This window comes from Deinococcus sp. QL22 (genome assembly GCF_023370075.1).
GTDB lineage: Bacteria > Deinococcota > Deinococci > Deinococcales > Deinococcaceae > Deinococcus.
The window spans coordinates 449,079-469,387 of record NZ_CP097151.1 but is presented as its reverse complement, the minus strand read 5'-3'; the positions used below and the strand labels follow the sequence as shown (position 1 = coordinate 469,387).

The following is a 20,309-nucleotide window of genomic DNA, read 5'->3' as shown; positions in this document are numbered from 1 at the left end:
CTTCAACTTCAGTTCATGAAAACTTAGTTGTAGAGAAGGGCAGAAAGGACACCGAGAGCGTGTGTGGTTCGTAGGGTAAAGCTGAGTCTGCCCCTCCGGCGAGACGTCCCCGCCCCAGCTTGGGCGGGCAGGCCGGGGCGCTCCCTTGTTCTTGCATGGAGTTACGAAGTTTGAGCCGTAAGAGACACGTTCAGGTCTCGCCCCACGGCCTCTGCCACTGTGCCCCACAGTAGAACGGGTTCACCCTGCGGTTGACGGCGCTCCGGCTGGTGCCGATCCGGCGGTCTAATTCGGCCTGCCTGAGGCCCGCTACCTTCAGCGCTGTACCGATGGCTTCCCTGACTGGATTCAGAGGGGGGACCGAGAAACACCTCTTTACAAGTGCCGGTCAAATCGCCGCTCAGGTCGTCGTCCAGCCATCCGCTGCGCCCGTAAGATAAATTAAAGAAAACAAACCATATTCTCATTTTGAAACATGATTGGGATTTTGATTTTTCGTCCGAACGATTAAGCAACGCGCAAAGATGCTGCCTTCAACCCTCTTTTTCCATTGGCTGCGGTTGGAGCCATGCGGGCTCAGCTCCCGAAAGGCAATTATCCATGAGAAAAGCAACATTTGGTGAGCATCTTCGGTACCGCTTCGACAATTCCATGTCTCGGGGACCAGCGGCCATGATCGGGTGGCTCTTCGTGATTTCAGCCCTGCTGATTCTCATGATCAGCGTATTTGTGCAGGTGACCCAACAAGTGCCCGCGGGAACCGATGAAAAGCCTCTCGGCTTCGGCAGTCTGCTGTGGTGGAACCTGATGCGTGCCCTCGATTCCGGGGCCGTGGGCGGCGACAGCGGCACACCGCTGTTTCTGGGCACCATGTTTGCCATGACCCTTGGCGGTATTTTCGTCGTCAGTATGCTGATCGGTGTGGTCACCAGCGGCATCGAAGCCCGGTTAGAAGAACTGCGCAAGGGCCGCTCGTTTGTGGCCGAGGAAGGCCATACCCTGATTCTGGGCTGGTCGCCCCACGTTTTCACGATCCTGTCTGAGCTGATGCTGGCCAACGCCAACCAGCGCCGCCCCTGCATCGTGATTTTGGCCGACAAAGATAAGGTCGAAATGGACGACGAACTGCGGGCCCGGCTCGGTTCTACGGGCCGCACCCGCATCGTGTGCCGCACCGGAAACCCGATTGATCTGGCCGATCTGGAGATCGCCAATCCCCACGCTGCCCGCTCGATCATTGTGCTGGCCCCAGAAGACGACAATGCCGATTCGACTGTGATCAAGGCCATTTTGGCGATCACCAACAACCCCAACCGGCGGGCCGAGCCTTACCACATCGTGGCCGAAATCCGAGATTCGCAGAACATCGAGGCGGCGCGTCTGGTGGGCCGGGAAGAGGCGAGCCTCGTGTTGGTGGACGACCTGATTTCCCGGATCATGGTGCAAACGTGTCGGCAGTCCGGGCTGTCGGTGGTGTACACCGAACTGCTCGACTTTGGCGGCGACGAGATTTATTTTGCAGACCTGCCCGCTCTGGTGGGCCTGCAGTTCGGTGACGCGCTGGCGGCCTTCGAGCATTCCAGCCTGATGGGGCTGCGCCTGCCGGATGGCCGCATCCTGCTGAATCCGCCGATGGAGACACCGATTGCGGCAGGCACACAGGTCATTGCGATTTCTGCCGATGACGACACCGTGCGGGCCATGCCCATCCAGCCCGACATTGACGAGGCGGCTCTTCGGCAAACCGTGCCCCGAGCCCAACGGCCTGAGCGCACGCTGGTGCTGGGCTGGAACGACCGCATTCGGACGGTCATCAGCGAACTCGACCACTATGTCGCGCCTGGTTCCAGCCTGACCGTCGTGACCACTGTGCCGGGGGCAGAGGAAACCCTGAACGACATCAGGCCGACCCTGATCCATCAGACCCTTGAGCTGTCCGCAGGCGACGCCACCGACCGCCGCATTCTGGAAGCCCTTGAGCCGGGCCGCTACGACCACATCATCACGCTGTCTTCGTCCGACGCGCCTGACATTCAGCAGGCCGATGGGCGCACCCTCGTCACGCTGCTGCACCTGCGCGACATGGCCAGCCGTTCCGGGCAGGACTTTTCGATCGTGTCGGAGATGCTGGACGTGCGCAACCGCGAGCTGGCCCAGGTCACGCAGGCCGACGATTTTATCGTGTCCGACCGACTGGTGAGCCTGCTGATGTCGCAAATTTCCGAAAACGCGGGGTTAAAAGCCGTGTTCGACGACCTGTTCCGGGCAGAAGGGTCTGAAATCTACCTGAAACCTGCGGGCGACTATGTGGCCCTGGGCCAACCCCTGACCTTTTACACCGTGCTGGAAGCGGCGCGGCGACGCCAGGAGGTCGCCATCGGCTACCGCCTGAAAAGCGAAGCGGACAGCCCGAACTTCTCCTACGGCGTTCATCTGAATCCACACAAGCCCGGGCTGATCCAGTTCTCGGAGCATGACCGCATCATCGTCTTGTCGGAGAGCTGAGCCCCACTCTTCCTGGACTCCTCAGGGTTGGGGTTGCCCGCCTTTAAGGGTGACCCGATATGGCGAAGGGGGAGATAGGCCTCGAAGCGAGGAGGCACCATCATGATCAACCGCAGAATCCAGACCGCTGAGTTCAAGCGAGATGTTCTACACCTCGCCCGAACCAGCGGCAACCTTTCGAGCACCGCCCGCGATCTGGGCATCAACGTGTCTCTGCTGCGCCAATGGATGAACGCTGAGCAGATAAAGGCAAGCAGAGCCTGACCCTCGAGCAGCAGAAAATCCGATGACTCCGCAGCGAGAACGGAACTCTGCGTCAGGAGAGTGAAATACTAGAAAAAGCCTCCAGCGATCCGGCGACGACGCGCACCTTCGAGTTGGTGCCACGCCCGTGGCTGGAAGGGTGAGTCCTGAAAAGTACCTATCACTCACCCACCAAAGCGTCGCAGGTCGAGCTGGTAATTTATTTCATCGAACTCAATCCGCAGAACCGTCAGGCCTATGCCATCGGCGTAAATCGTCTGAAAGGTGGAGACCGGCCCTCCGTGTTCCGGGTGGCCCGGATGCACAGCGTCACGCTGCTGGACAAGGACTGTCAGATCCCGGAAGACTTCCATCCCTTGAACTATCTGTCAGGCGCATGGGGCATCATGGCCGGCGACCTGGTGCGCGAGATCTGGGGCCAGCCGCCGAAGTCGCCGTGCTGAGCAGCGGTCACACGCGGGTGTGCCTGCAGGTGGGCGGGCGGGTGGAAGGAACTCGTGCCCTGGATTCTGGGCTGGGGCGGCGAGGTCGAAGTCCTGAGGCCACCGGAGTTGCGTTCTCACGTGGCACAGGCACACGGAAAGGGGCAAGTGATGGCTTCTGCACCAGATCCCTTGTCCCTGTGGGCCTCTGAGCAAACCTGAGTGCCCAAGAGCCGCCGTGCATCCTTTCTGCCCCCTCACTCCTGAGGAACAGCCTCGCCTGCCGCCCATCGCCCTAGAAGGCGGAGCGACCCTGCACCTCAGCACTATTGACCTCAACGCGGCGGTGCTGATCAGTCCATTCGCCTCCCCGGTGTTCCCCAGAAGCCCCTAGCAATGGGAGAGCAAACACACCGCGCGGCCCTGCGGCGAGGGCGGACGAGCAGCATTCGCACCACACACGACAGAACGGTGGAAGACGCGGTCTGGCAGAGTGCGGCGAGATGAAGCGTCTGTTCACGGCCCTCCTGCTGCTCACTGGTGTGTTCTGCGGCGCACAGTCCCAAGCGCTGCCCCCTGAGGCTGCGGCGACCCGTTTCGCCGAGTCTCTGAAGTTGGTTCCCTCGGCGTACGAACCGGCGCTCACCTCGGTGCGCTTGCCGTTGCCCCTGCCTCCGGCCAGCCTGCGTCTGCGCCCGCTCGCCAGCCAACGTTCCGCCGACCTCCAGCGGGCCTTTGAAGACACCCCAGCCGTCTTCGGCTACAGCTGCAGCGACTTGGAGCGAATTTTGCTGCCCGGCACCGAAGACGACGCCCTGAGTCTGCGGGCGCGGCTCCTGGCCCTGCCCGGTGTGTTTGGCCTGAGCGACGAGCGCTGGCAGCTCACCTTCGCCGGTCAGGGCACGTTTGCTCGGCTGAACTACAGCAGCGGCGTGATCGCTCTGAGCACCTGCGAGGCCACCCGCACGCCGGCCCGCGCCACCTGGTTTGTGGGGAGTACTGCTCCCTCGGTGGGGCTGGTTCTGACCCGCCCCATGGCGGATACCGCTGGGCGCCTGCGCTGGTGCACGGCCGCAGGGACTGAGCGTCCCATGCGGCTCTTTACAGGCAGCGCACTCGATCTCCGTCTGTCCCTCGATGGACGGCTGCTGGCGGTCGCCGGTTGGGACGCGGCCCCGGCGGTGAAGGTGATCGACGCCCAAACGGGCCAGGTGCTTCAGCGCTTGCCGCTGGGCCGGGGCGTCCACATCACCGCGTTCTCTGGAGACGGGCGCACCCTGCTGGTGCAGGACGCAGCAGGCGTGTATACCCGCTTTGACCTCGCCAGCGGTCAAGCCCTCTTTCACTGGAGCAGTGGATCTCGCCCAGCCGCCCGCTTGCAGGGTGGAGGGGCAGACCTGTTCAGTGAGGCCAGCGGCTTTACCTCGCCGATCAAGGTGATCGATGCCCGCACCGGCAAAACCACACTGACGGTGTATTCCATCGGGGTTGCCGATCATCTCCTGACTTCCAGCGGCGAGTGGTTGGTAACGTTCAGCACCAGAGGCGTCCTCGAAGCGTTCCGCACCACCGGGAACGCGCCGGGCTTCAGTCAAAAGGGCGCGTTCAGCATCAGCCTGGGCAGTGCTGCCAGTGCCCAACTGCTTCCCAGCCCGCATCCCGATGAGGTGCTGGCCCTGATCTCCTCGTCTGCGCCAGACGGGGGAACAGCAATGCAGGTGCTGCGCTGGAAGGTGGGGGACAAGACCCTGACCCCTGAAGCCCAGTTGACGGTGAAGAAGGGAACCCTGCTGGCCCTCGGCGCAGACGGGCTGACCTTCAGCAGTGTGCCGGCCTGTTCTAGTCCGTAAGCAGGGGGATGTTGGGCCCGGGAAGGGGCATCTGCTGAAGTGTCAGCCGCTCAGTGGCGATCTACAGGCCTGAAATTGACCTGCCTGAGGCAGCGGCATCACCAGGCCACACCTGGCAACCATCTGTCCCGCCTTCGCCGATGAGAGGAGATACTGCAGCCCAATGGACTTTGTCACCATCATCATTTTGGGGATCCCTCATTTTTACGCAAAAGCGAGGCAAGCTCAGTGGTGGCTGTACTCACTTAAAGGGCCGACAGTTTAGGAATCATTACAGCGTTTCGTACGTTTTCAAGCCTGAGTTTGCTTCATAGCCCCATCTGCTCGGCAGCTCTGGGAGTCCCACAAGGCGTAAGGCGATAAGAGCTAGTCGAACGCTGTACTCATCCAGAATCCGTGTCAGTGTTCTTCGTTGGCTTCTGTCACGACCTCCGTGGCTGGCAGGGTGAACTGGGCGGCGCTCGCCACCAGGGCTGAAGGGTCGGCCCGGTAGGTTCGCAACCGCTCCAGCCGCTGTGGAGTCCAAGCTCCCGGAGCCTGCGCCGCCACGGTCAGCGCAGCCAGTGCAATGCGGCGGGTTTCGGGTGGGCCGCCTGCCAACAGTTCTTCTAACGTGCTGATCTGTGAAAGGTCAGTGCGTGCCCCTGCGCCCAGCACAGCATTCACAGCGTCCATCAAGACTTCCGGGTGAAGCTGCCCGGCCTCAGCCCAGCGCAGCAGGCGTGCGGCCAAATCGGGCCAAAGCAGCGTGGCCACCGCCAGCCGCACCTGCAGGTGCAGCGTGAGGGGATCGGCGGCCAAAGCCTCCAGTACGGCTTCCACGGTAGCTGCGGCCTTCTGCGGGGCGGCGCTGGCGGCCCCGAGCAGCGCGTGGGTGGCCTGTACGAGGGCGCGGCGCCGGGGCAGCAGGTCTGTAAAAGCAGCTGACAGTGCGGGTACGTCCCGGCCCGAATAGGAGGCGAACACCAAGCGGGCCGATGCCTGCGCTTCTTCTGTGTGCGGCGAGGCCATCGTTGCTAGCAGGACGCCCAACAGTTGGCGTTCGGGGTCAGTCACGGCAGCGTGAAAGCGTAACGTTTCGAGGCGCACCACCGCATCAGCATGACGGAGCAGGGCCGACAACAGGGTCAAATACTGCGGCCTGTAGGCGGCGGTGACCTGTTGCGCGGGCAGCCGCACCAGGCCGCTCGACAGGCCCGCGTCGCCAGACTGGGCCGCCGAGAGCAGCAGCGGCCACGTTTCTGGGCGATTCAGGTGATTCCAGAGTCCCCGCAGCAGCGCCACCCGCGCGTCGCGGTGCAGATCGTCACGGCCAAAATTCAACAAGGCTTGATAGGCAGCCTCTCCGGGCAAGTCTCCGATCAGGCGCAGCACTTCCTTGACCACCGTGACCCGCTCACGCGGCACTTGCCCCAGCAGCTTCAGGGCGTCGGCAGGCGGCAAGTTCAGCAGCGGGCGGCGCAGGGTATAGATGGCGGTGCGGGCGCGGTCATCCTCCAGAGTGTCCAGGAGCGCAGGCAAGCCGCGCCCAGCGTCCAGGCGGCCCAGCATCCGCACGGCGGTGTCTCGCAGGGCCAGATGGGGATGGTCAAGGCGGGCCAACTCGGTCAGGCGGCGCAGCGGGAGGTCTTCGGCGGGGCGGGGCACTCCAGTCAGGCGGGACAGCAGGGAGGTGCGGGCCGGCGGGCGCACGGGTGAGGGCAGCGCGGCCAGGTGGTGCATCGCCCGGATCACGCCGGGCAGATCGCGGCCCGTGTCCTGAGACACTTCCAACAGTGTCTGAGCAAACAGGTGCTGCTGCGTGAGTGTCCAGCGGTAGGAGCCCGCCGACAGCGGCAACACGAAGCGCGTCTTGCCGGTGCTAAAACGCCCCCGGTAGGCTTGCCGCCCCAGGAGCGGCGTGAGCAGGTCTTGACGGTGACGGTGCACGTAGCTGTAGACCAGGGGCTGCGTGCCCCAACTGGCGTCGCGGGCCAGCAAGCGGGGCACCAGCGCCGCGAAGCGTTCCCAGCTGTGTTCGGCCAACACACCCAGTGCGCCCACTGAAGTCCACGCCTCTGCCGACTGCTGAACCAGGCGTTCCAGAAGGTCTTGCAAGTCCGGCGACTGGCCCACGTACCGCCCGAAGCTGCGGATGCCCCCCAGCAATTGGCCTTCTCGTTCCCGCGTTTCCCAGCCGCGCAGCACGGGGAGCAGGGCCGCGATCAGCACCGACGCCGTGGCAGATGTGAGCCGCTGTTCCAGGTGTCCCAAATTGACCTGACCCCGCGCCTGCACCAGCTTGCCCAGCCACTCTGCGCCCCAATTCGGATGGAACGGCAGCAGACCCACCAAGAGCCGCTCTGCCGACTGCGCCGTGACGTAGGACAGGTCGGCGGCGTTCAGGGCGTCCTGAATGACCTGCCCCAGCGCGGCCAAGCTGCCCGCCTGCCACAATCCGGGCGGCAGGTCGGCCAACGCCCCCAGCATCTGGCCGCGCACCGGGTCTTGCTCATGGCGCCGGGCGGTGACCAGTTGCAGTGCCTGGGCCTGCCGCGTCCGCTCGTAGCGCAGTGCAGACAGCAGGCTGGCGACGGCCTGACCGCGCAACTCGGCGTCGGGATGCCGCAACGCGGCGTCCACAGCGGCGCGGGCTTCTTCCCAGGGCAACAGGCCTGCATATGGCAAGCGCTGGAGGGGCTGGGTTTGCAGGGCGGGCAGGGCCAAGTGACGCCGCGCCTCTGGTGCGCGCAGTTCAGAGGGCAAGTGGGCGGCCAATCCCAGCGGAACGACGCCCTGCGGCGAGGTGAACGCGGCCAGAAAAGCTGGAGCCAATGTGCGGCGGCGCTGGGGACTCAGGCGACCAAAAGCCCCTTCCGCTCCGGGAAAATTAGCGGGGCGCTGAAGCAAGAGCCGCTCTATGTCTTCTGCAGAGAGGCGGCGCAGCGCAGGAGTCAGGTCGAGGTACACCGGATCCGGTGAATTCAGCAGCAGGGCGGATACTTGCTCAGGCGCGGCGCGCACCAGTGACCACAAATTCAGGTGGCCCAGCGGGGCCGTGCGCTCCAGTTCCTGGGTCAAGGCCAGTGCGGGGCCGCGTTCCTGCGCCAGCAACTCTGCGCGTACCCCCATAGCCTGCGACGTCAGACGGTAATCGAGTTCAGTGGCTGCTGTGGCCCGCCGCTGCAATTCCTCTGCCACCAGCCGGGGAAAACGGCGGGCCAAACGTTTCCAGTCTCGTTCATTGCCCTCATCCAGCGCGGCCAATAGGAGTGTTCTGGCCAATTCGGAATGAGCAAACGACAGCAACGCCCAGACTTCGCCCCGGCGGCCCGTAGACAGCAGCTGCTCTATCCAGGCGTCTACAGGCGTTGCGGGGCGGCCCGCGATCTTCCAGCGCCCCACCAGCGCGAAATGCCGCGACGTGGGCAAGGCTTCCAGGAGGCCGAGGAGCTGCGCCTCACTGCACAGCAAGGCCACCAACCGCAGCGCCGGGCCAGCCACGTGCCCGGATGGATCGAGGGCCGCCCGGTACGCCTGCTCTCCGTCCCGGCTCCCGTGACAGGCCCACAGCGCCAAACGGCGTTCGTACACGCTGCCGCTGCGGAGACTCTCCAGGACGGGTTCGCGTTGCGCTTCGGGCAGGCGGCCGAGCTCCACCATGCGCCGCATCCGGGCGCGGTGGGTCAAGGCTTCAAATTCAGCGAGCAGTGGGGCAGCGGTCATGGTGTGGCTCCTGTATCGCAGCGAGGTGGGAAGGGTGGGAGGTGCCGTGAAACCGACGCTCAGCTTGGCACGGCAGCTCTCTAGAGCTGCCATGCAGACCCTCTCAACGAAGCGCAAGACCCCAAGCCAGCGTGCCCGCAATGCTTCCAAACCGCACGCCTCGGCATACTCACCCGCGCCCAGTCGCCCAGGAGCGGCGCGGCACGGTGGATCTTCAAACCCAGCCTCTGCGCCTGCGCCTGCCCAAGCGGGAACTGCTTGTCGGCCAAACGCCCCGGATCGAGGGAAAAGACCACGGGCAGACCGAGCGATGCCAGCCACGCCCACGGCACCGGCCCGAAGGTGCTGCCGAGGCCGACGACAGCCCAGCGTTCATGCCGTGCATCCGTTCCAGACAGCGCCAAATGGGTCAGCATGGCATTGAATTCGGCGGCCACGCACAGCACGCCCCGGTGCGTGGCCGCCGATACCTGCCCCGATCCCGGCGCGAACCAGGGCGGATTGCCAGTGTCCTGCGGAATCTCCAGGTAGTTGCGGCGATCCGGGTGCAACAAACGAATTTTTAGGCCGATCAACTCGCCCGCCAGATTCCGTCGGGCGATCACGGCGTTTTCGGCGGCGTCCAGCCCCAGTTCCAACTGCCGTAGAGCGTCCGGCGTGAACCCGCGCCCGGCGAATACCTGGGGCAGCACCGATTGGGCCAACAGCCGCGCTCTGGCCTGTGAGAAGAGGGCTTCCAGGATGGGCTGCTGCGCCGTCATAGCACCGAGCTTAGCGGGCTTGATCGGCCTGCCCTATAGGTGATCTGGCTCAGGCAGAGTGCGCCATACAGCCCTGCCCAATCGGGAGAAAACCCGCTAGTCTGCGGCAAGATTCGCCATGAGTGACCGCCGAAAATACCCCTGCACGCCCCACCTGCCCTGGTCTCCGGGGGCCGGGCAAGACGACGCGGTCTGGAGCCACGCCCAGAGGTTCGTGGGGCAAGAGGTCGTGGTCACCGAAAAGCTGGACGGCGAAAACACAACGCTGTACCGCACGGGCCTGCACGCCCGCTCACTCGATTCCCGGCCCCACCCGTCCCGTGACTGGGTCAAGGGCCTGCAAGGGCGCGTGGGCTACCTGATTCCGGAAGGGTGGCGCGTCTGCGGCGAGAACCTGTTTGCCCGGCATTCGCTGGCCTACGCGAACCTGGAGAGCTACTTTTACCTGTTCAGCGTCTGGGACGAGACCAATACCTGTTTGAGCTGGGACGACACCCTGAGCTGGGCCGAAACGTTGGGTGTGCCGACGCCCCGGCAACTGGCGCGGGGCCTGTGGAATGAAGCCCACATTCGCGCCCTTGAGGTTGATCCTGACCAGACCGAGGGTTATGTGGTGCGAACCGTGCAGGGCTTCTCCTCCACCCAGTTTCAAGAACATGTCGCCAAATATGTGCGCCGGGGGCACGTTCAGACGGACACCCACTGGATGCATGGGGCGGTCACGCCGAATGGACTGAGGCAGGCGGAGCGGGAGTCATGAAGGCTTTCCTGAACAGCTTGAGGGAGAGTGGAACCCCGGATTTCCGGGCCTTCCAACAGAATTTAGGCCACGTGTTCCCGCTGCTGGACAGTTTGCCCGCCACCGAGCAAGACCCGGAGTGGCATGCCGAGGGGGATGTGGGAGCGCATACCGGGTTGGTACTGAACGAAGCGTACAGGTTGGCCGATCAGGAGGGACTTGCAGACGACCTGCGTCAGATACTGATCCTCGCCGCCGCTCTGCACGACCTTGGCAAAGCACTGACCACCCGCCGCGCCCGAGATGACAATGAACATCAGCGCGTGATCTCGCCCCGCCACGCCGACCGGGGCCGCTCGTATCTGGCCTACCGATTGCCGGAATTGGGGTTGCCTGCCGCCGTTCTGCACGGTGTTCTGGCGTTGGTAGGCCACCATCATGACCTCGCCCGCACGCTTCAAACGGGCACGCTGGCCGCTTATCGCCGCTTGGCCCGTCAGGTGAATCTGCCGCTGCTGTATCTGCTGGAGGTGGCCGATGTGCGCGGGCGCGTCACGGCAGATCAGGCCGCGCGGCTCGATGATCTGGAGTATTTCCGCCTGCAAGCGCAGGAGTACGGCGTGTGGAACACCGATTCTTACGGCGAATGGCAGGCCGAGATCAGCAGCACGCTGGCTGGATTTCCTCCGGATTTCCTCGACTTGACCGTGCAGGGCGGCATCCTCGATCACGAAGCGGGCCTCATTCAGGTGCCGCAGGAAGCCGTGTCGCGTTCATATGCCGCCCGCGCCGGATTTCCGCACTTGGTCGTAACTTGCGGCCCCAGCGGGTCGGGCAAGAGCAGTTGGATTGCCGAGCGGTTGCCGGATCATCAGGTGGTGTCGCTGGACGCCATCCGCGACGAACTGGCGGGCAAGCGGGCCGACCAATCGCTGAACGGTCAGGTGCTGCAAGCGGCCAAAGAGCGGCTGCGGGTGGCGCTGCGACGGAATGGAAAAGTCGTCTGGGACGCCACCAACACCCGCCGCGATTTTAGGCGCGTGCCGTTGGGCTTGGGCCTCGATTATGGCGCGTTGACCACACTGGTGGTCTTTCAGCCGCCCGTCAGCACGGTGTTCGGGCGCAACCCGGCCCGCCAACACACGGTGCCCGCCTCGGTGCTGGCCCAGCAGATCGAAAACGCCGAGTTTCCGTACCTCCCCGAAGCCCACCGCACCCTCTGGCTGGACGAGTTTCACAGAGAGACTGGGCGTGCAGGATGGACGGAATGAGGAGAATTGAGGTGGCCAGTTGGTGGCATCGACACCACAGGCAAAGGGCGGGCTGCGAGTGAAGCCCCGGTAATGCCCGAGCCTACGGCCAAGGACTCATGACGGAGGTCTCTCGTCTGGTGTCAGGAGCCTCAACGGCGGTGTTGCCTTCACTTGGCGTACGGCACAGGGGTGGCCTGAGGATCAGGCCACCCCTACCGCAACCCTTCCCCCTGTCTGGAAGGCGTGCTGCTGATGGTTTCTTCTGGTGGGGGAGGGAGGGTGACGATTCTCAATTCGGGCGTGCAGACTCAGACAGTCCTGCGCGCGTTTTTGCCGCCCCACTCCTTGCTGACGTCGCTCGTGTCGCCGTGTTCAACGATGGTCTTGCCAGGTCATGTGGTTGCATCCGGCGTCACGAATCCCCGGGTGGTGGTCAACGTTCACCCGGCTCGGAACCTCTTGAATTGCGGCTCCCTCGCTCCGCAGCCCATCCGTATGAATGACCTCCGAGACAGCGTCTTCACCCCGCAACCTCGTCAGAACGGTTTGTGCAGCGTCGGGAGCGCGGTGGCGTTGAATGGAGGGAAGCCTGCACGAAGCCGTGCTCGTCCACGGCCCTCCAGAGCCAGGGGCAAATCCCATCAACGGTGGTACAGACCTCATCCAGAGGCCACCCCGAACCCCGACGGGGTTCGGGGTGACGCAGTTCCTTTGCAAAGAGGGGGCCGAACTTGATGCACCACTCGCGGAGGGTCTCATGACTGACCTGTTGGGCCACGGTGGTGGATCAATTCTTGAACGTCCCGGTCACTGAGCGGAACGCGGCGGGAGCGCCAAACCGCGTACCCGATGATGGCCACCCGGAACCGATGACGATACGGTTTTGGGTCAGTCCTGGAGAGTCAGCCAACTCCAACCCAGTGAAGGCAACACAACCCTGCATCAAGTTTTGAAGCAGGGCCTCACTCTCCTGTCCATCACAGTTGTCGGCAGTCAGCTAGATGTTGTCTGAAACTGAATCTGTTCGTAAGCGGATGTGGCCAGACCGGATGGCACGGGAGTTGGCAAAGGCCATTCTGTTCTTCTCTAACCCATCATCCAGTCCGTCAGCAGGCTGCACCCTAAAGTGGCTGCTGATGTCCGCCTCCCACGCTCCGCTGCAGGTGGTCTGGTTCAAGAAAGACCTGCGCGTCCACGACCACCAGCCCCTCCTGGAGGCCGCCGCCCGTGGCCCGGTGTTGCCCCTGTACATCTATGAACCCGAGCAACTTCACCACCCTGACTTCGGTGGCCACCACCTTCAGTACCTGAATGAGTGCCTGAAAGAACTGAACACGGCTGTGTCGGGCCTGGGAACGCCGCTGGTCTGCCGCGTTGGGGAAGCCGTAGAGGTGCTGAGCGCGCTTCAGGCTGAGGTGGGTGTCGGTGCCCTCTGGGCACACGAGGAGACCGGCAACGGCGTGAGTTATGACCGTGATCGCCGCGTCCGTGCGTGGTGCAGCGCTCAGGGCGTCCAGTTCACCGAATTGCCGCAACACGGAGTCGTTCGCCGCCTGCACAGCCGAGACGGGTGGGCTGAGCTGTGGGAAGAACGGATGGGGGCCGACACACTGAAGCCCCCCGTGCAGCTCACCGGAAGCGCTGCTCCGTCCATAGGTATAGGTCTGCTGGGTCACGCCGACGCGCCGGTGGCCCCCAACCGCAAACACCTGCCGCCCGGTGGTCGATCAGTTGCCGAGCGTACCCTCGACAGCTTCCTGACCGTTCGCGGCGTGGATTACATGCGGGAAATGAGCAGTCCCCTCACCGCCGAGGACAGCTGCTCCCGCCTCAGTGCGCCCCTGGCGTTCGGAACGGTCAGTTTGCGCGAAGTCGTGCAGGCCACCCGCCAGCGGCTCGCGGCAGTGAAAGGCGACCCGGACGCCGACCCGCGCTGGGTGCGCTCCCTGCGTTCTTTCGAGAGCCGGCTGCACTGGCACTGCCACTTCATGCAGCGTCTGGAAACCGAACCGGCCATGGAGTTTCGCAACCTCAACCGTGCCTTCGACGATCTGCGCCCGGAGTGGTCTCAAGATGCCTTTGACCGCTGGGCCGCCGGCCAGACCGGCTATCCCCTGCAGGACGCCTGCATGCGCATGCTGAATGAAACCGGCTGGCTGAACTTCCGGATGCGGGCCATGACCATCTCGTTTTCCAGCCAACTGCTGTGGCTGCACTGGCGCGTTCCGGGTGAATACCTGGCCCACCACTGGCTGGACAACGAACCGGGCATCCACTGGGCGCAGGTGCAGATGCAGAGCAGCACGGTGGGCATCAATCAGGTGCGGATCTACAACCCGACCAAACAGGCCCGCGATCAGGATCCCACTGGGGAATTTATTCGGCGCTGGGTGCCGGAACTGGCTGAGGTGCCCACGGACTTTATTCACGCACCCTGGATGTGGAGTGGAGCGGGCCGCCTGAAGTATGCGGCCCCGATCGTGAATGCAGAGCAGGCCATGCGGGCAGCCAAAGCCAAAATCATGGCGGTGCGCCAGACGGGATTCTTTGAGGAGGAAGCCCGGCGGGTGTATGAGGTGCATGGCAGCCGGAAGAAGGCGGTGATGCGGGCGGAACGGCGGGCACAGGGGCTTCCAGAGAAGGTGCAGCGACCTGCACGGCGCGTCCAGGCTGTTCTCGCGATGGCTGGACACCCCACCCTGTTTGAAAGCGGCGCTGCCCCCTTGTCCCCCATCGTGCCTGCCGGTCTGCCGGAGTCCTGGTGTCAAGCCCTGGCCAGTGAGTTCGCCGCGCCTTCATTTCATCGGCTCAAAGACTTCCTGGTTGAGGAGCGCCGCAACCACCAGATTTACCCGCCCGCACCAGATGTGTTTAGTGCCCTGCGCTGGACGCCGCTGGAGGGAGTCAAGGTCCTGATCCTCGGACAAGACCCCTACCACGGCGCCGGGCAAGCACAGGGCCTATCGTTCAGCGTGCGGCCCGGGGTACGGATTCCACCCAGCTTACAGAACATCTTTCAGGAATTGCAGACCGATCTGCCGGGATTTATTCCTCCCCGGCACGGCGACCTGAGCACCTGGGCGCAGCAGGGCGTATTGCTCCTCAATGCGGTGCTAACGGTGCGGGCGGGGCAACCGAACAGTCATGCTGGGCTGGGCTGGGAACCTCTGACCGACGCGGTGATCCGTGCGGTCAATGCCAAGCCCGAGCGGGTGGTGTTCGTGCTCTGGGGTGCCTATGCCCGCAAGAAGGCTCGGCTGATCACCGGGCCGCAGCATGTGGTCATTCAGTCCGGGCATCCCTCGCCGCTGAGCGTGGCCCACTTCGCTGGGACTCGGCCGTTCTCGCGGGTGAATACGGCCTTAGAGGACGCGGGCATTGCGCCTATCGACTGGCAGTTGCCAGCCAGTCCCTGAACAGGGACGAATCTCTCTACAACTGAGAGGTTTCCTGCCGGCTGAGGTTGACCACACTGACCCCCAACAGGCGCACGCCCTGCTCCACCGATAGCTCCGGGCTCAGTAAGCCCGCTGCGGCCTCTGTCAATTCCTCTGCTGTCGTTAAAGGTTGTGTCCAAGTGTGGCGGCGCGTCACGGGCCGCCAGTCGGCATACCGCAGCTTCACGACCACCGTCCGCCCCATATACCCCCGTTGCGTCAGCCGGGCAACCACCTCCGCAGTGATCCCCGGCAGCTCGGCCAACAGCGCTTCCCGGGTCGTCAGATCCTGATCGAAAGTGCGTTCTACCCCAACGGACTGCGCCTCCCGGTGGGCCTCGACGGCCCGCTCATCCACCCCTCGTGCCAGACCGTACAGGCGGGGAGCCAGCTTGCCCGCCCCCAGCACAGCTTGCAGCCCAGCCAAGGACTGCGAGCGCAACTGGGCTCCGGTCTGGATGCCTTGGGCACGCAACTTGCCCGCGATCACCGGGCCGATCCCGTAGAAGTCCTCAATGGCCAAACGAGCGAGCAGCGTGTTTACCTCTTCGGGTGGAATCACGGTCAGTCCACTGGGCTTGTGGAGTCCGCTGGCGAGTTTGGCCAGGAATTTATTAACCGAGACGCCCGCAGAAGAGGTCAGGCGCGTCTCGGTCAAAATGTCGGTTTGAATGGCGCGGGCGAGCTGCTCGGCGTCGATGAGGGTGCGGCTTTGCTGTGTTACATCGAGGTAGGCCTCGTCCAGGGCGAGGGGTTCGACGAGATCGGTGTATCTGGAGCACACCTCCTGAAGCTGGACGGAAACGGCGCGGTAGACTTCCATACGCTGGGGAATCAGTACCAGGTCGGGACAGCGCTGCAGGGCGACATGCACCGGCATCGCGCTGCGCACACCGAAGCGCCTGGCCACGTAGTTGGCGGTCATCACCGCGCCTCTGCGTGCGGTGGCGATGACGGCCACAGGGAAGGCCGCCAAATCAGGTTGGTCGCGAATCTCAATGGAGGCGTAGAAGGCGTCCATATCCACATGCACGATCAACCGGGTCATACCTGCAGTCTGCCGCATTGTCAAAGGCACCGTGCTCATCGTCTTCCTCGTTGCCTTCTGTGGACGCCACAAGCGTTTTACTGAGGCATGGCTGCGCGCTTTCCTCTCGATCTCCGGCAGATCTATGTCGAGCCCCGTGCTGCCCAGCTGCCCCGCGGTCAAGACATCCTGAACCGCTTCCCCGACGCCGAACGCATCGAGGTTGCCTCGCACTGGAACATTCCTGGCCTACATGGCAATGCCGGACTGGTCAAAGACTGGCTGCGCATCAAGCGCCAAGTCTTGGTGCTGGGTACCCGCAAAACCCTGACGCTGCGGCCCAATGGCCGCAGTGCTGACTTCATTGCCCCAGGCATGGCCAACGGCTGCGCCCTCTCATGTGCCTACTGTTATGTCCCCCGCCACAAGGGCTATGCCAACCCCATCACGACCTTCGCCAACATTGACGACGTCCTCAAGGCGCTCCGGAAGCATGCTCAGGGGCTCGGCCCAAAGCGAGAAGCCAACTCGGTCGACCCGCACGCCTGGGTCTACGATGTAGGAGAAAACAGTGACCTCAGTGTCGATGCCCTGATTTCAGACAACGTGCGAGATCAGATCACGCTGTTCCGGGAGCTGCCGAACGCCAAGGCCTCGTTTGCCACCAAATACGTCAACCGTCACCTGCTGACCTATGACCCGCAGGGGCGCACCCGGCTGCGCTTTTCCCTGATGCCTGCGTCGGTGGCGCGGGTGGTGGATCTTGGCACGTCTTCCATTCCGGAGCGCCTGGCGGCCATCAACGACTTTGTAGAAGCCGGCTACGAGGTGCATCTGAACTTCTCGCCGGTGATCATCTTTGAAGGCTGGACGGCGGGGTACACCGAGCTGTTCCGGCAGGTGGACGCGGTCTTATCGCCGCAGGCCAAAGCGCAGCTGGCGGCGGAAGTGATCTTCCTGACCCACAACGCGGGCCTGCATGAGGTCAACCTCGGCTGGCATCCCAAAGCGGAGGGGCTGCTGTGGACACCGCAGTGGCAGGAGACCAAACGGTCGGAGTATGGAGGGATCAATCTGCGCTACCGCCGGGGACTGAAGGGGAAGGCAGTGGAGCGCTTCACGGCCTTGCTTCAGAAGGAGCTGCCGTATTGCCGGATCCGGTATGCGTTCTGATCGGTCGTAAGCGGACTCGCAATGTTCCAAGCATGGCCATACTTCAGCTGCTGAAAAGATCCGGGTCTAGAATGGTTCGCAGGGGGCACAGGGAGGACTCGACCCTGTGCCCTTGTTGCTCATGTGGGAGATGCCATGTTGGTAGGTTATGTTCGCTCCGGTCACGTTTTCGATTCACCCTTCCCCCAGGCCTCCCGACTGATCGCTGCAGGCTGTCAGGCTTTCTTTGCCGAAATCAGCGGCGGCGATCACCTCAGCCGACCGGTTCTGCACCGACAAACTGGCCAGTTACGGTGCGGCCCTCTCAGCCCGACAGGCGGTCGACCACCAGCAAGTCATCTCGACTGCACGTTGTCACCATCTGACCCTACAGTCCCACCGTCCCACACGGCAACAAGAGCGTAGCCAACTTGGCTTCAGGAAGATCAAGCGAACCCAGGAGTTCCCCAATCTCCACGCCCGGATCACCCACCTTCACCGCCAGACGAGAACGACAATTCCCGTCCACATCAGAAGAAGCCACCAACATTGGGCAGTTCAGCTGTGGCGCGAGGTCGGCGCAGGGGCACTGACCTCTGTTTATTGACGCCCCTCAGCCTTATTGAAGGAGCTTTATGGTAAAGAAAACCCTCTACTTCGCATTGACAGCAACCCTCCTCCTCTCGACGGCATCTGCAGACAAAAGCGCGACGCTCTATCAGGTGTCAAGCTTAAACGCCCTGTCCGTGGGGCTGTTCCAAGGTGCGCTCCCCATCGGGCTGCTCAAGCGTGAAGGGAATTTCGGCCTCGGTACCTATGATGGCATCGACGGAGAAATGATCGTTCTCGACGGACACGTGTACCATGCCCGTGCCGACGGCTCAGTCACCGAATCTCGGGATGACGAGCTTGCTTCCTTCGCTGCGGTCGTCGACTTTATTCCTGAGCGGCAATACAGCATTCGCAACATGACCATGAAGCAGCTCGACGCGTATATCGCGTCGCTGATCTCCAGCGAAAATTACTTTTATGCCATCCGTATTCAGGGCACCTTCTTCTCCGTCACGAACCGCGCCATTGCCAAGCTCAGCCTGCCTTACCCCACGCTCGCACAGGCAGTGCAACAGCAGGTGACGTTCAACCGCGCTGATTTTCCGGGAACGGCCGTCGTCCTGCGCTCGCCGCAGTACGTGTCGAATCTTAATGTCGCGGGCAATCACTACCACTTCATTTCTGAGGACCTGACCTTTGGTGGGCATGCTCTAGATCTCCACGTCGACCAAGCCACGCTGCAGATTCAGGAAATCCGGCGAGCCACGCTGGAACTGCCGCACACTTCCTCCTTTCAAAAAACGTCACTTCCTCCGTTCACCAAGTGACTATTTAATCGGTACTGCGGTTGAATTGAGGTTCATCGCCTGACGGCCTGAACCTGGTATGTCAAGTCGGCTGAGAAAAAAACCCTCAGAGGGGGCTGGGCGGCGGCCGTCAACGTGACTGGCCTGCAACGCTGGGTACAACTTCCGAACCAGGTGGGACTTGAGCGTGCGGAGTGCCGCCCGTTTCGTTTTTCCCTCGCGCTCCTTCTTCGCTACAAATGTCCTCGGGCGCTCTTCGCAACGCAGTCGGGTGAGTGCCATCAGGTGAAGCACCCTGCTCTGTTGCCGGTTGCCACTCCCGTTCACGCACCAACGCGTGTTCTTCCCACTGCCCCGTTCTATTGGTGCAGCACCGCAATAACTGGCGAAGTGATCAACATTCTCAAACCGCTTGATATCACCGATTTCAGCCCCTACGGTGCCTGCGAGCACCACGCCGATCCCCCGCAACGCCAACATGACGGCCGGGTTACCTCGACTATGTGCCCGACGAGCGACTTGTCAGTGCGTTCTTCGCCGACACGTTCCGGCAGTGGACCTCCCGAGAACTCATCGCCATCGGCACGAGCCAACCTCGAGTCTTCGCGCCCGGCACCAACTGGGCCTACTCGCACACGAACTACGTGATCCTCGGCCAAGCACTCGAGAAGATCACGGGCAAGTCCCTCGCAACCCTCCTACGTGAGAACATCCTTGCCCCGCTGGGCCTGAAAGACACCCACAGCGTGGCGACCGCTCAGATGCGCGAGCCCACAACTGGATTTGGGTCGCCCCCCAGCCTGTTCGCTGGACCTGCCCTGATTGGGCTGGCCACCCGACTGACGGCTCACCTGAGGGCGGCGCAGCCCGTCAACCGTGCCCAGACTGCGGCGGCCCGGCAGGGGATCACTCCTCCGGCGGCGCGTGCCCTGCAAACCCGCTGGGACAGTGTAATTTTCCTGCGGGTGGCGGGTATGGCGCTGGGAATAGTGGGACTGGGGCTGTGTGCGTTGTGGCTGCGCTGACGGGCCGAGTCACACGAGATGACGAAATGACCCTCTGACGCTTGCAATTGCTAAGAGGGAAGCGCAAGCGGGCCGCTCCGGTCAGTGCGTAAACTCTGGACTCCACTCTGGTCCGTCACCTTGAAGTGTGGCGCAGTCCGGCCATCAGCAGCTTGATCAAGCGGCGGGCGTTGTACTGAGGGTCGTTGGTCCCGATGCAGAGATTGCCAATGCCCCGCATCAATTCGCGGGCCTCGATGTCTGGGCGAATCTCCCCGGCTTCGGCAGCGGCGGTGAGCAGGCCCGCACATACGGGCACCAGGCGGTCAAGAAAGGCGGCGTGCAGCGCCTTGAAGTCGGCGTTGTCGGGCCGCAGCACCGCAGCGAGGCCATGCTTGGTGGTCAGGAAGTCCACGAACAGATCGATCCACTGTCCCAACGCCGCGGACGGACTGACGCTGCTGGCCAGCAGTACAGGCCCCGCCTCGGCACAGGTGTCGATCTGATGACGGTACACCGCAATGATCAGATCCGCCCGCGTCGGAAAGTGGCGGTAAATCGTGCCGACCCCGACGCCTGCTTTGACCGCGATGTCACGCACGGGCACCTCGACGCCGGACGTGACGAAGAGGGCGGCGGCAGTGTCCAGCAACGTCTGCTCGTTGCGCCGTGCGTCGGTTCGCTTGGGTAAGGCGGTTGTTTTGCCCGCTTCATTCTGTGCGTTCATCCTCCTGCCTCCTGCTGTGTTGACAAACGGAATCATGTTCCGTATGATATGGGAACAGCGTTCCGTTTAGAGAGTCTAGCGGATTGGACGTCTGGTGGCGAGGCA

At 63.2% G+C, this 20,309-nt stretch carries 14 protein-coding genes and 3 pseudogenes; 11 read left to right on the top strand and 6 right to left on the bottom strand.

Going from position 1 to position 20,309, the window contains the following annotated elements; translation table 11 throughout:
- The first annotated feature begins 600 nt into the window (after positions 1-600).
- The 5 genes and pseudogenes from M1R55_RS21615 (at position 601) to M1R55_RS21595 (ending at position 5,041) form a co-directional block, all read left to right on the top strand.
- A complete protein-coding gene (locus M1R55_RS21615; protein ID WP_249395021.1) occupies positions 601-2,505 on the top strand; it encodes a potassium transporter TrkA in 1,905 nt (634 codons plus the stop codon).
- Positions 2,506-2,607: 102 nt separating this feature from the next.
- Positions 2,608-2,855 (top strand): annotated as a pseudogene (locus M1R55_RS21610) (transposase); the annotation flags it as partial.
- A gap of 60 nt (positions 2,856-2,915) precedes the next feature.
- Positions 2,916-3,413: pseudogene (locus M1R55_RS21605) on the top strand (WYL domain-containing protein).
- 16 nt (positions 3,414-3,429) lie between these two features.
- The gene (locus M1R55_RS21600; RefSeq protein WP_249395020.1) at positions 3,430-3,585 is read left to right on the top strand and encodes a hypothetical protein; all 156 of its coding nucleotides are present in this window, start codon (positions 3,430-3,432) and stop codon (positions 3,583-3,585) included.
- Between the two features lie 109 nt (positions 3,586-3,694).
- Positions 3,695-5,041 (top strand): hypothetical protein, encoded by a 1,347-nt coding sequence (locus tag M1R55_RS21595; RefSeq protein ID WP_249395019.1) that lies wholly within the window; start codon positions 3,695-3,697, stop codon positions 5,039-5,041.
- Positions 5,042-5,440: 399 nt separating this feature from the next.
- On the opposite strand, the gene M1R55_RS21590 is transcribed toward M1R55_RS21595, so the two are convergent.
- Positions 5,441-8,746, bottom strand: a complete 3,306-nt coding sequence (locus M1R55_RS21590) for a hypothetical protein (protein ID WP_249395018.1) — start codon at positions 8,744-8,746, stop codon at positions 5,441-5,443.
- Between the two features lie 80 nt (positions 8,747-8,826).
- Positions 8,827-9,507 carry a hypothetical protein gene (locus tag M1R55_RS21585; protein WP_249395017.1) on the bottom strand — a complete coding sequence of 227 codons (681 nt, stop codon included), beginning with the start codon at positions 9,505-9,507 and terminating at the stop codon, positions 8,827-8,829.
- A 118-nt stretch (positions 9,508-9,625) separates the two neighbouring features.
- Here M1R55_RS21585 and M1R55_RS21580 point away from each other — a divergent pair, with 118 nt between their 5' ends.
- Together M1R55_RS21580 and M1R55_RS21575 are read left to right on the top strand one after the other, a co-directional pair.
- Complete coding sequence (locus M1R55_RS21580; protein ID WP_249395016.1) at positions 9,626-10,267, top strand: RNA ligase family protein; 642 nt, start codon at positions 9,626-9,628, stop codon at positions 10,265-10,267.
- Complete coding sequence (locus tag M1R55_RS21575; RefSeq protein WP_249395015.1) at positions 10,264-11,517, top strand: AAA family ATPase; 1,254 nt, start codon at positions 10,264-10,266, stop codon at positions 11,515-11,517. The genes M1R55_RS21580 and M1R55_RS21575 overlap by 4 nt, the downstream gene beginning before the upstream one ends.
- Positions 11,518-11,700: 183 nt before the next feature.
- On the opposite strand, the pseudogene M1R55_RS21570 reads toward M1R55_RS21575, so the two are convergent.
- Positions 11,701-12,359, bottom strand: a pseudogene (locus tag M1R55_RS21570) (IS6 family transposase).
- 276 nt (positions 12,360-12,635) lie between these two features.
- On the opposite strand from M1R55_RS21570, the gene M1R55_RS21565 reads away from it, so the two are divergent.
- The gene (locus M1R55_RS21565; RefSeq protein ID WP_249395014.1) at positions 12,636-14,915 is read left to right on the top strand and encodes a uracil-DNA glycosylase; all 2,280 of its coding nucleotides are present in this window, start codon (positions 12,636-12,638) and stop codon (positions 14,913-14,915) included.
- Between the two features lie 16 nt (positions 14,916-14,931).
- Here M1R55_RS21565 and dinB read toward each other — a convergent pair whose 3' ends face one another.
- The gene (gene dinB / locus M1R55_RS21560) at positions 14,932-15,984 is read right to left on the bottom strand and encodes a DNA polymerase IV (protein ID WP_249395013.1); all 1,053 of its coding nucleotides are present in this window, start codon (positions 15,982-15,984) and stop codon (positions 14,932-14,934) included.
- An 87-nt stretch (positions 15,985-16,071) separates the two neighbouring features.
- Here dinB and M1R55_RS21555 point away from each other — a divergent pair, with 87 nt between their 5' ends.
- A complete protein-coding gene (locus M1R55_RS21555) occupies positions 16,072-17,136 on the top strand; it encodes a spore photoproduct lyase family protein (protein WP_249395012.1) in 1,065 nt (354 codons plus the stop codon).
- 614 nt (positions 17,137-17,750) lie between these two features.
- Entirely contained in the window at positions 17,751-18,494 is a 744-nt protein-coding gene (gene budA, locus M1R55_RS21550; RefSeq protein WP_249395011.1) for an acetolactate decarboxylase, read from the top strand.
- Here budA and M1R55_RS21545 read toward each other — a convergent pair whose 3' ends face one another.
- Complete coding sequence (locus tag M1R55_RS21545; protein WP_249395010.1) at positions 18,495-18,953, bottom strand: IS110 family transposase; 459 nt, start codon at positions 18,951-18,953, stop codon at positions 18,495-18,497.
- Between the two features lie 23 nt (positions 18,954-18,976).
- Here M1R55_RS21545 and M1R55_RS21540 point away from each other — a divergent pair, with 23 nt between their 5' ends.
- Positions 18,977-19,498, top strand: a complete 522-nt coding sequence (locus M1R55_RS21540; RefSeq protein WP_249395009.1) for a serine hydrolase domain-containing protein — start codon at positions 18,977-18,979, stop codon at positions 19,496-19,498.
- A 115-nt stretch (positions 19,499-19,613) separates the two neighbouring features.
- Here the strand turns inward: M1R55_RS21540 and M1R55_RS21535 are convergent, their stop codons facing one another.
- Entirely contained in the window at positions 19,614-20,204 is a 591-nt protein-coding gene (locus M1R55_RS21535; RefSeq protein WP_249395008.1) for a TetR/AcrR family transcriptional regulator, read from the bottom strand.
- Positions 20,205-20,309: the final 105 nt, after the last annotated feature.

What these genes read in the sequence shown, in the direction of transcription:
- M1R55_RS21615 (WP_249395021.1), top strand. Translation starts at nt 601, where the DNA reads ATGAGAAAAGCAACATTTGGTGAGCATCTTCGGTACCGCTTCGACAAT.
- M1R55_RS21595 (WP_249395019.1), top strand. Translation starts at nt 3,695, where the DNA reads ATGAAGCGTCTGTTCACGGCCCTCCTGCTGCTCACTGGTGTGTTCTGC.
- M1R55_RS21590 (WP_249395018.1), bottom strand. Translation starts at nt 8,746, where the DNA reads ATGACCGCTGCCCCACTGCTCGCTGAATTTGAAGCCTTGACCCACCGC.
- M1R55_RS21585 (WP_249395017.1), bottom strand. Translation starts at nt 9,507, where the DNA reads ATGACGGCGCAGCAGCCCATCCTGGAAGCCCTCTTCTCACAGGCCAGA.
- M1R55_RS21580 (WP_249395016.1), top strand. Translation starts at nt 9,626, where the DNA reads ATGAGTGACCGCCGAAAATACCCCTGCACGCCCCACCTGCCCTGGTCT.
- M1R55_RS21575 (WP_249395015.1), top strand. Translation starts at nt 10,264, where the DNA reads ATGAAGGCTTTCCTGAACAGCTTGAGGGAGAGTGGAACCCCGGATTTC.
- M1R55_RS21565 (WP_249395014.1), top strand. Translation starts at nt 12,636, where the DNA reads ATGTCCGCCTCCCACGCTCCGCTGCAGGTGGTCTGGTTCAAGAAAGAC.
- dinB (WP_249395013.1), bottom strand. Translation starts at nt 15,984, where the DNA reads ATGACCCGGTTGATCGTGCATGTGGATATGGACGCCTTCTACGCCTCC.
- M1R55_RS21555 (WP_249395012.1), top strand. Translation starts at nt 16,072, where the DNA reads ATGGCTGCGCGCTTTCCTCTCGATCTCCGGCAGATCTATGTCGAGCCC.
- budA (WP_249395011.1), top strand. Translation starts at nt 17,751, where the DNA reads ATGGTAAAGAAAACCCTCTACTTCGCATTGACAGCAACCCTCCTCCTC.
- M1R55_RS21545 (WP_249395010.1), bottom strand. Translation starts at nt 18,953, where the DNA reads ATGTTGGCGTTGCGGGGGATCGGCGTGGTGCTCGCAGGCACCGTAGGG.
- M1R55_RS21535 (WP_249395008.1), bottom strand. Translation starts at nt 20,204, where the DNA reads ATGAACGCACAGAATGAAGCGGGCAAAACAACCGCCTTACCCAAGCGA.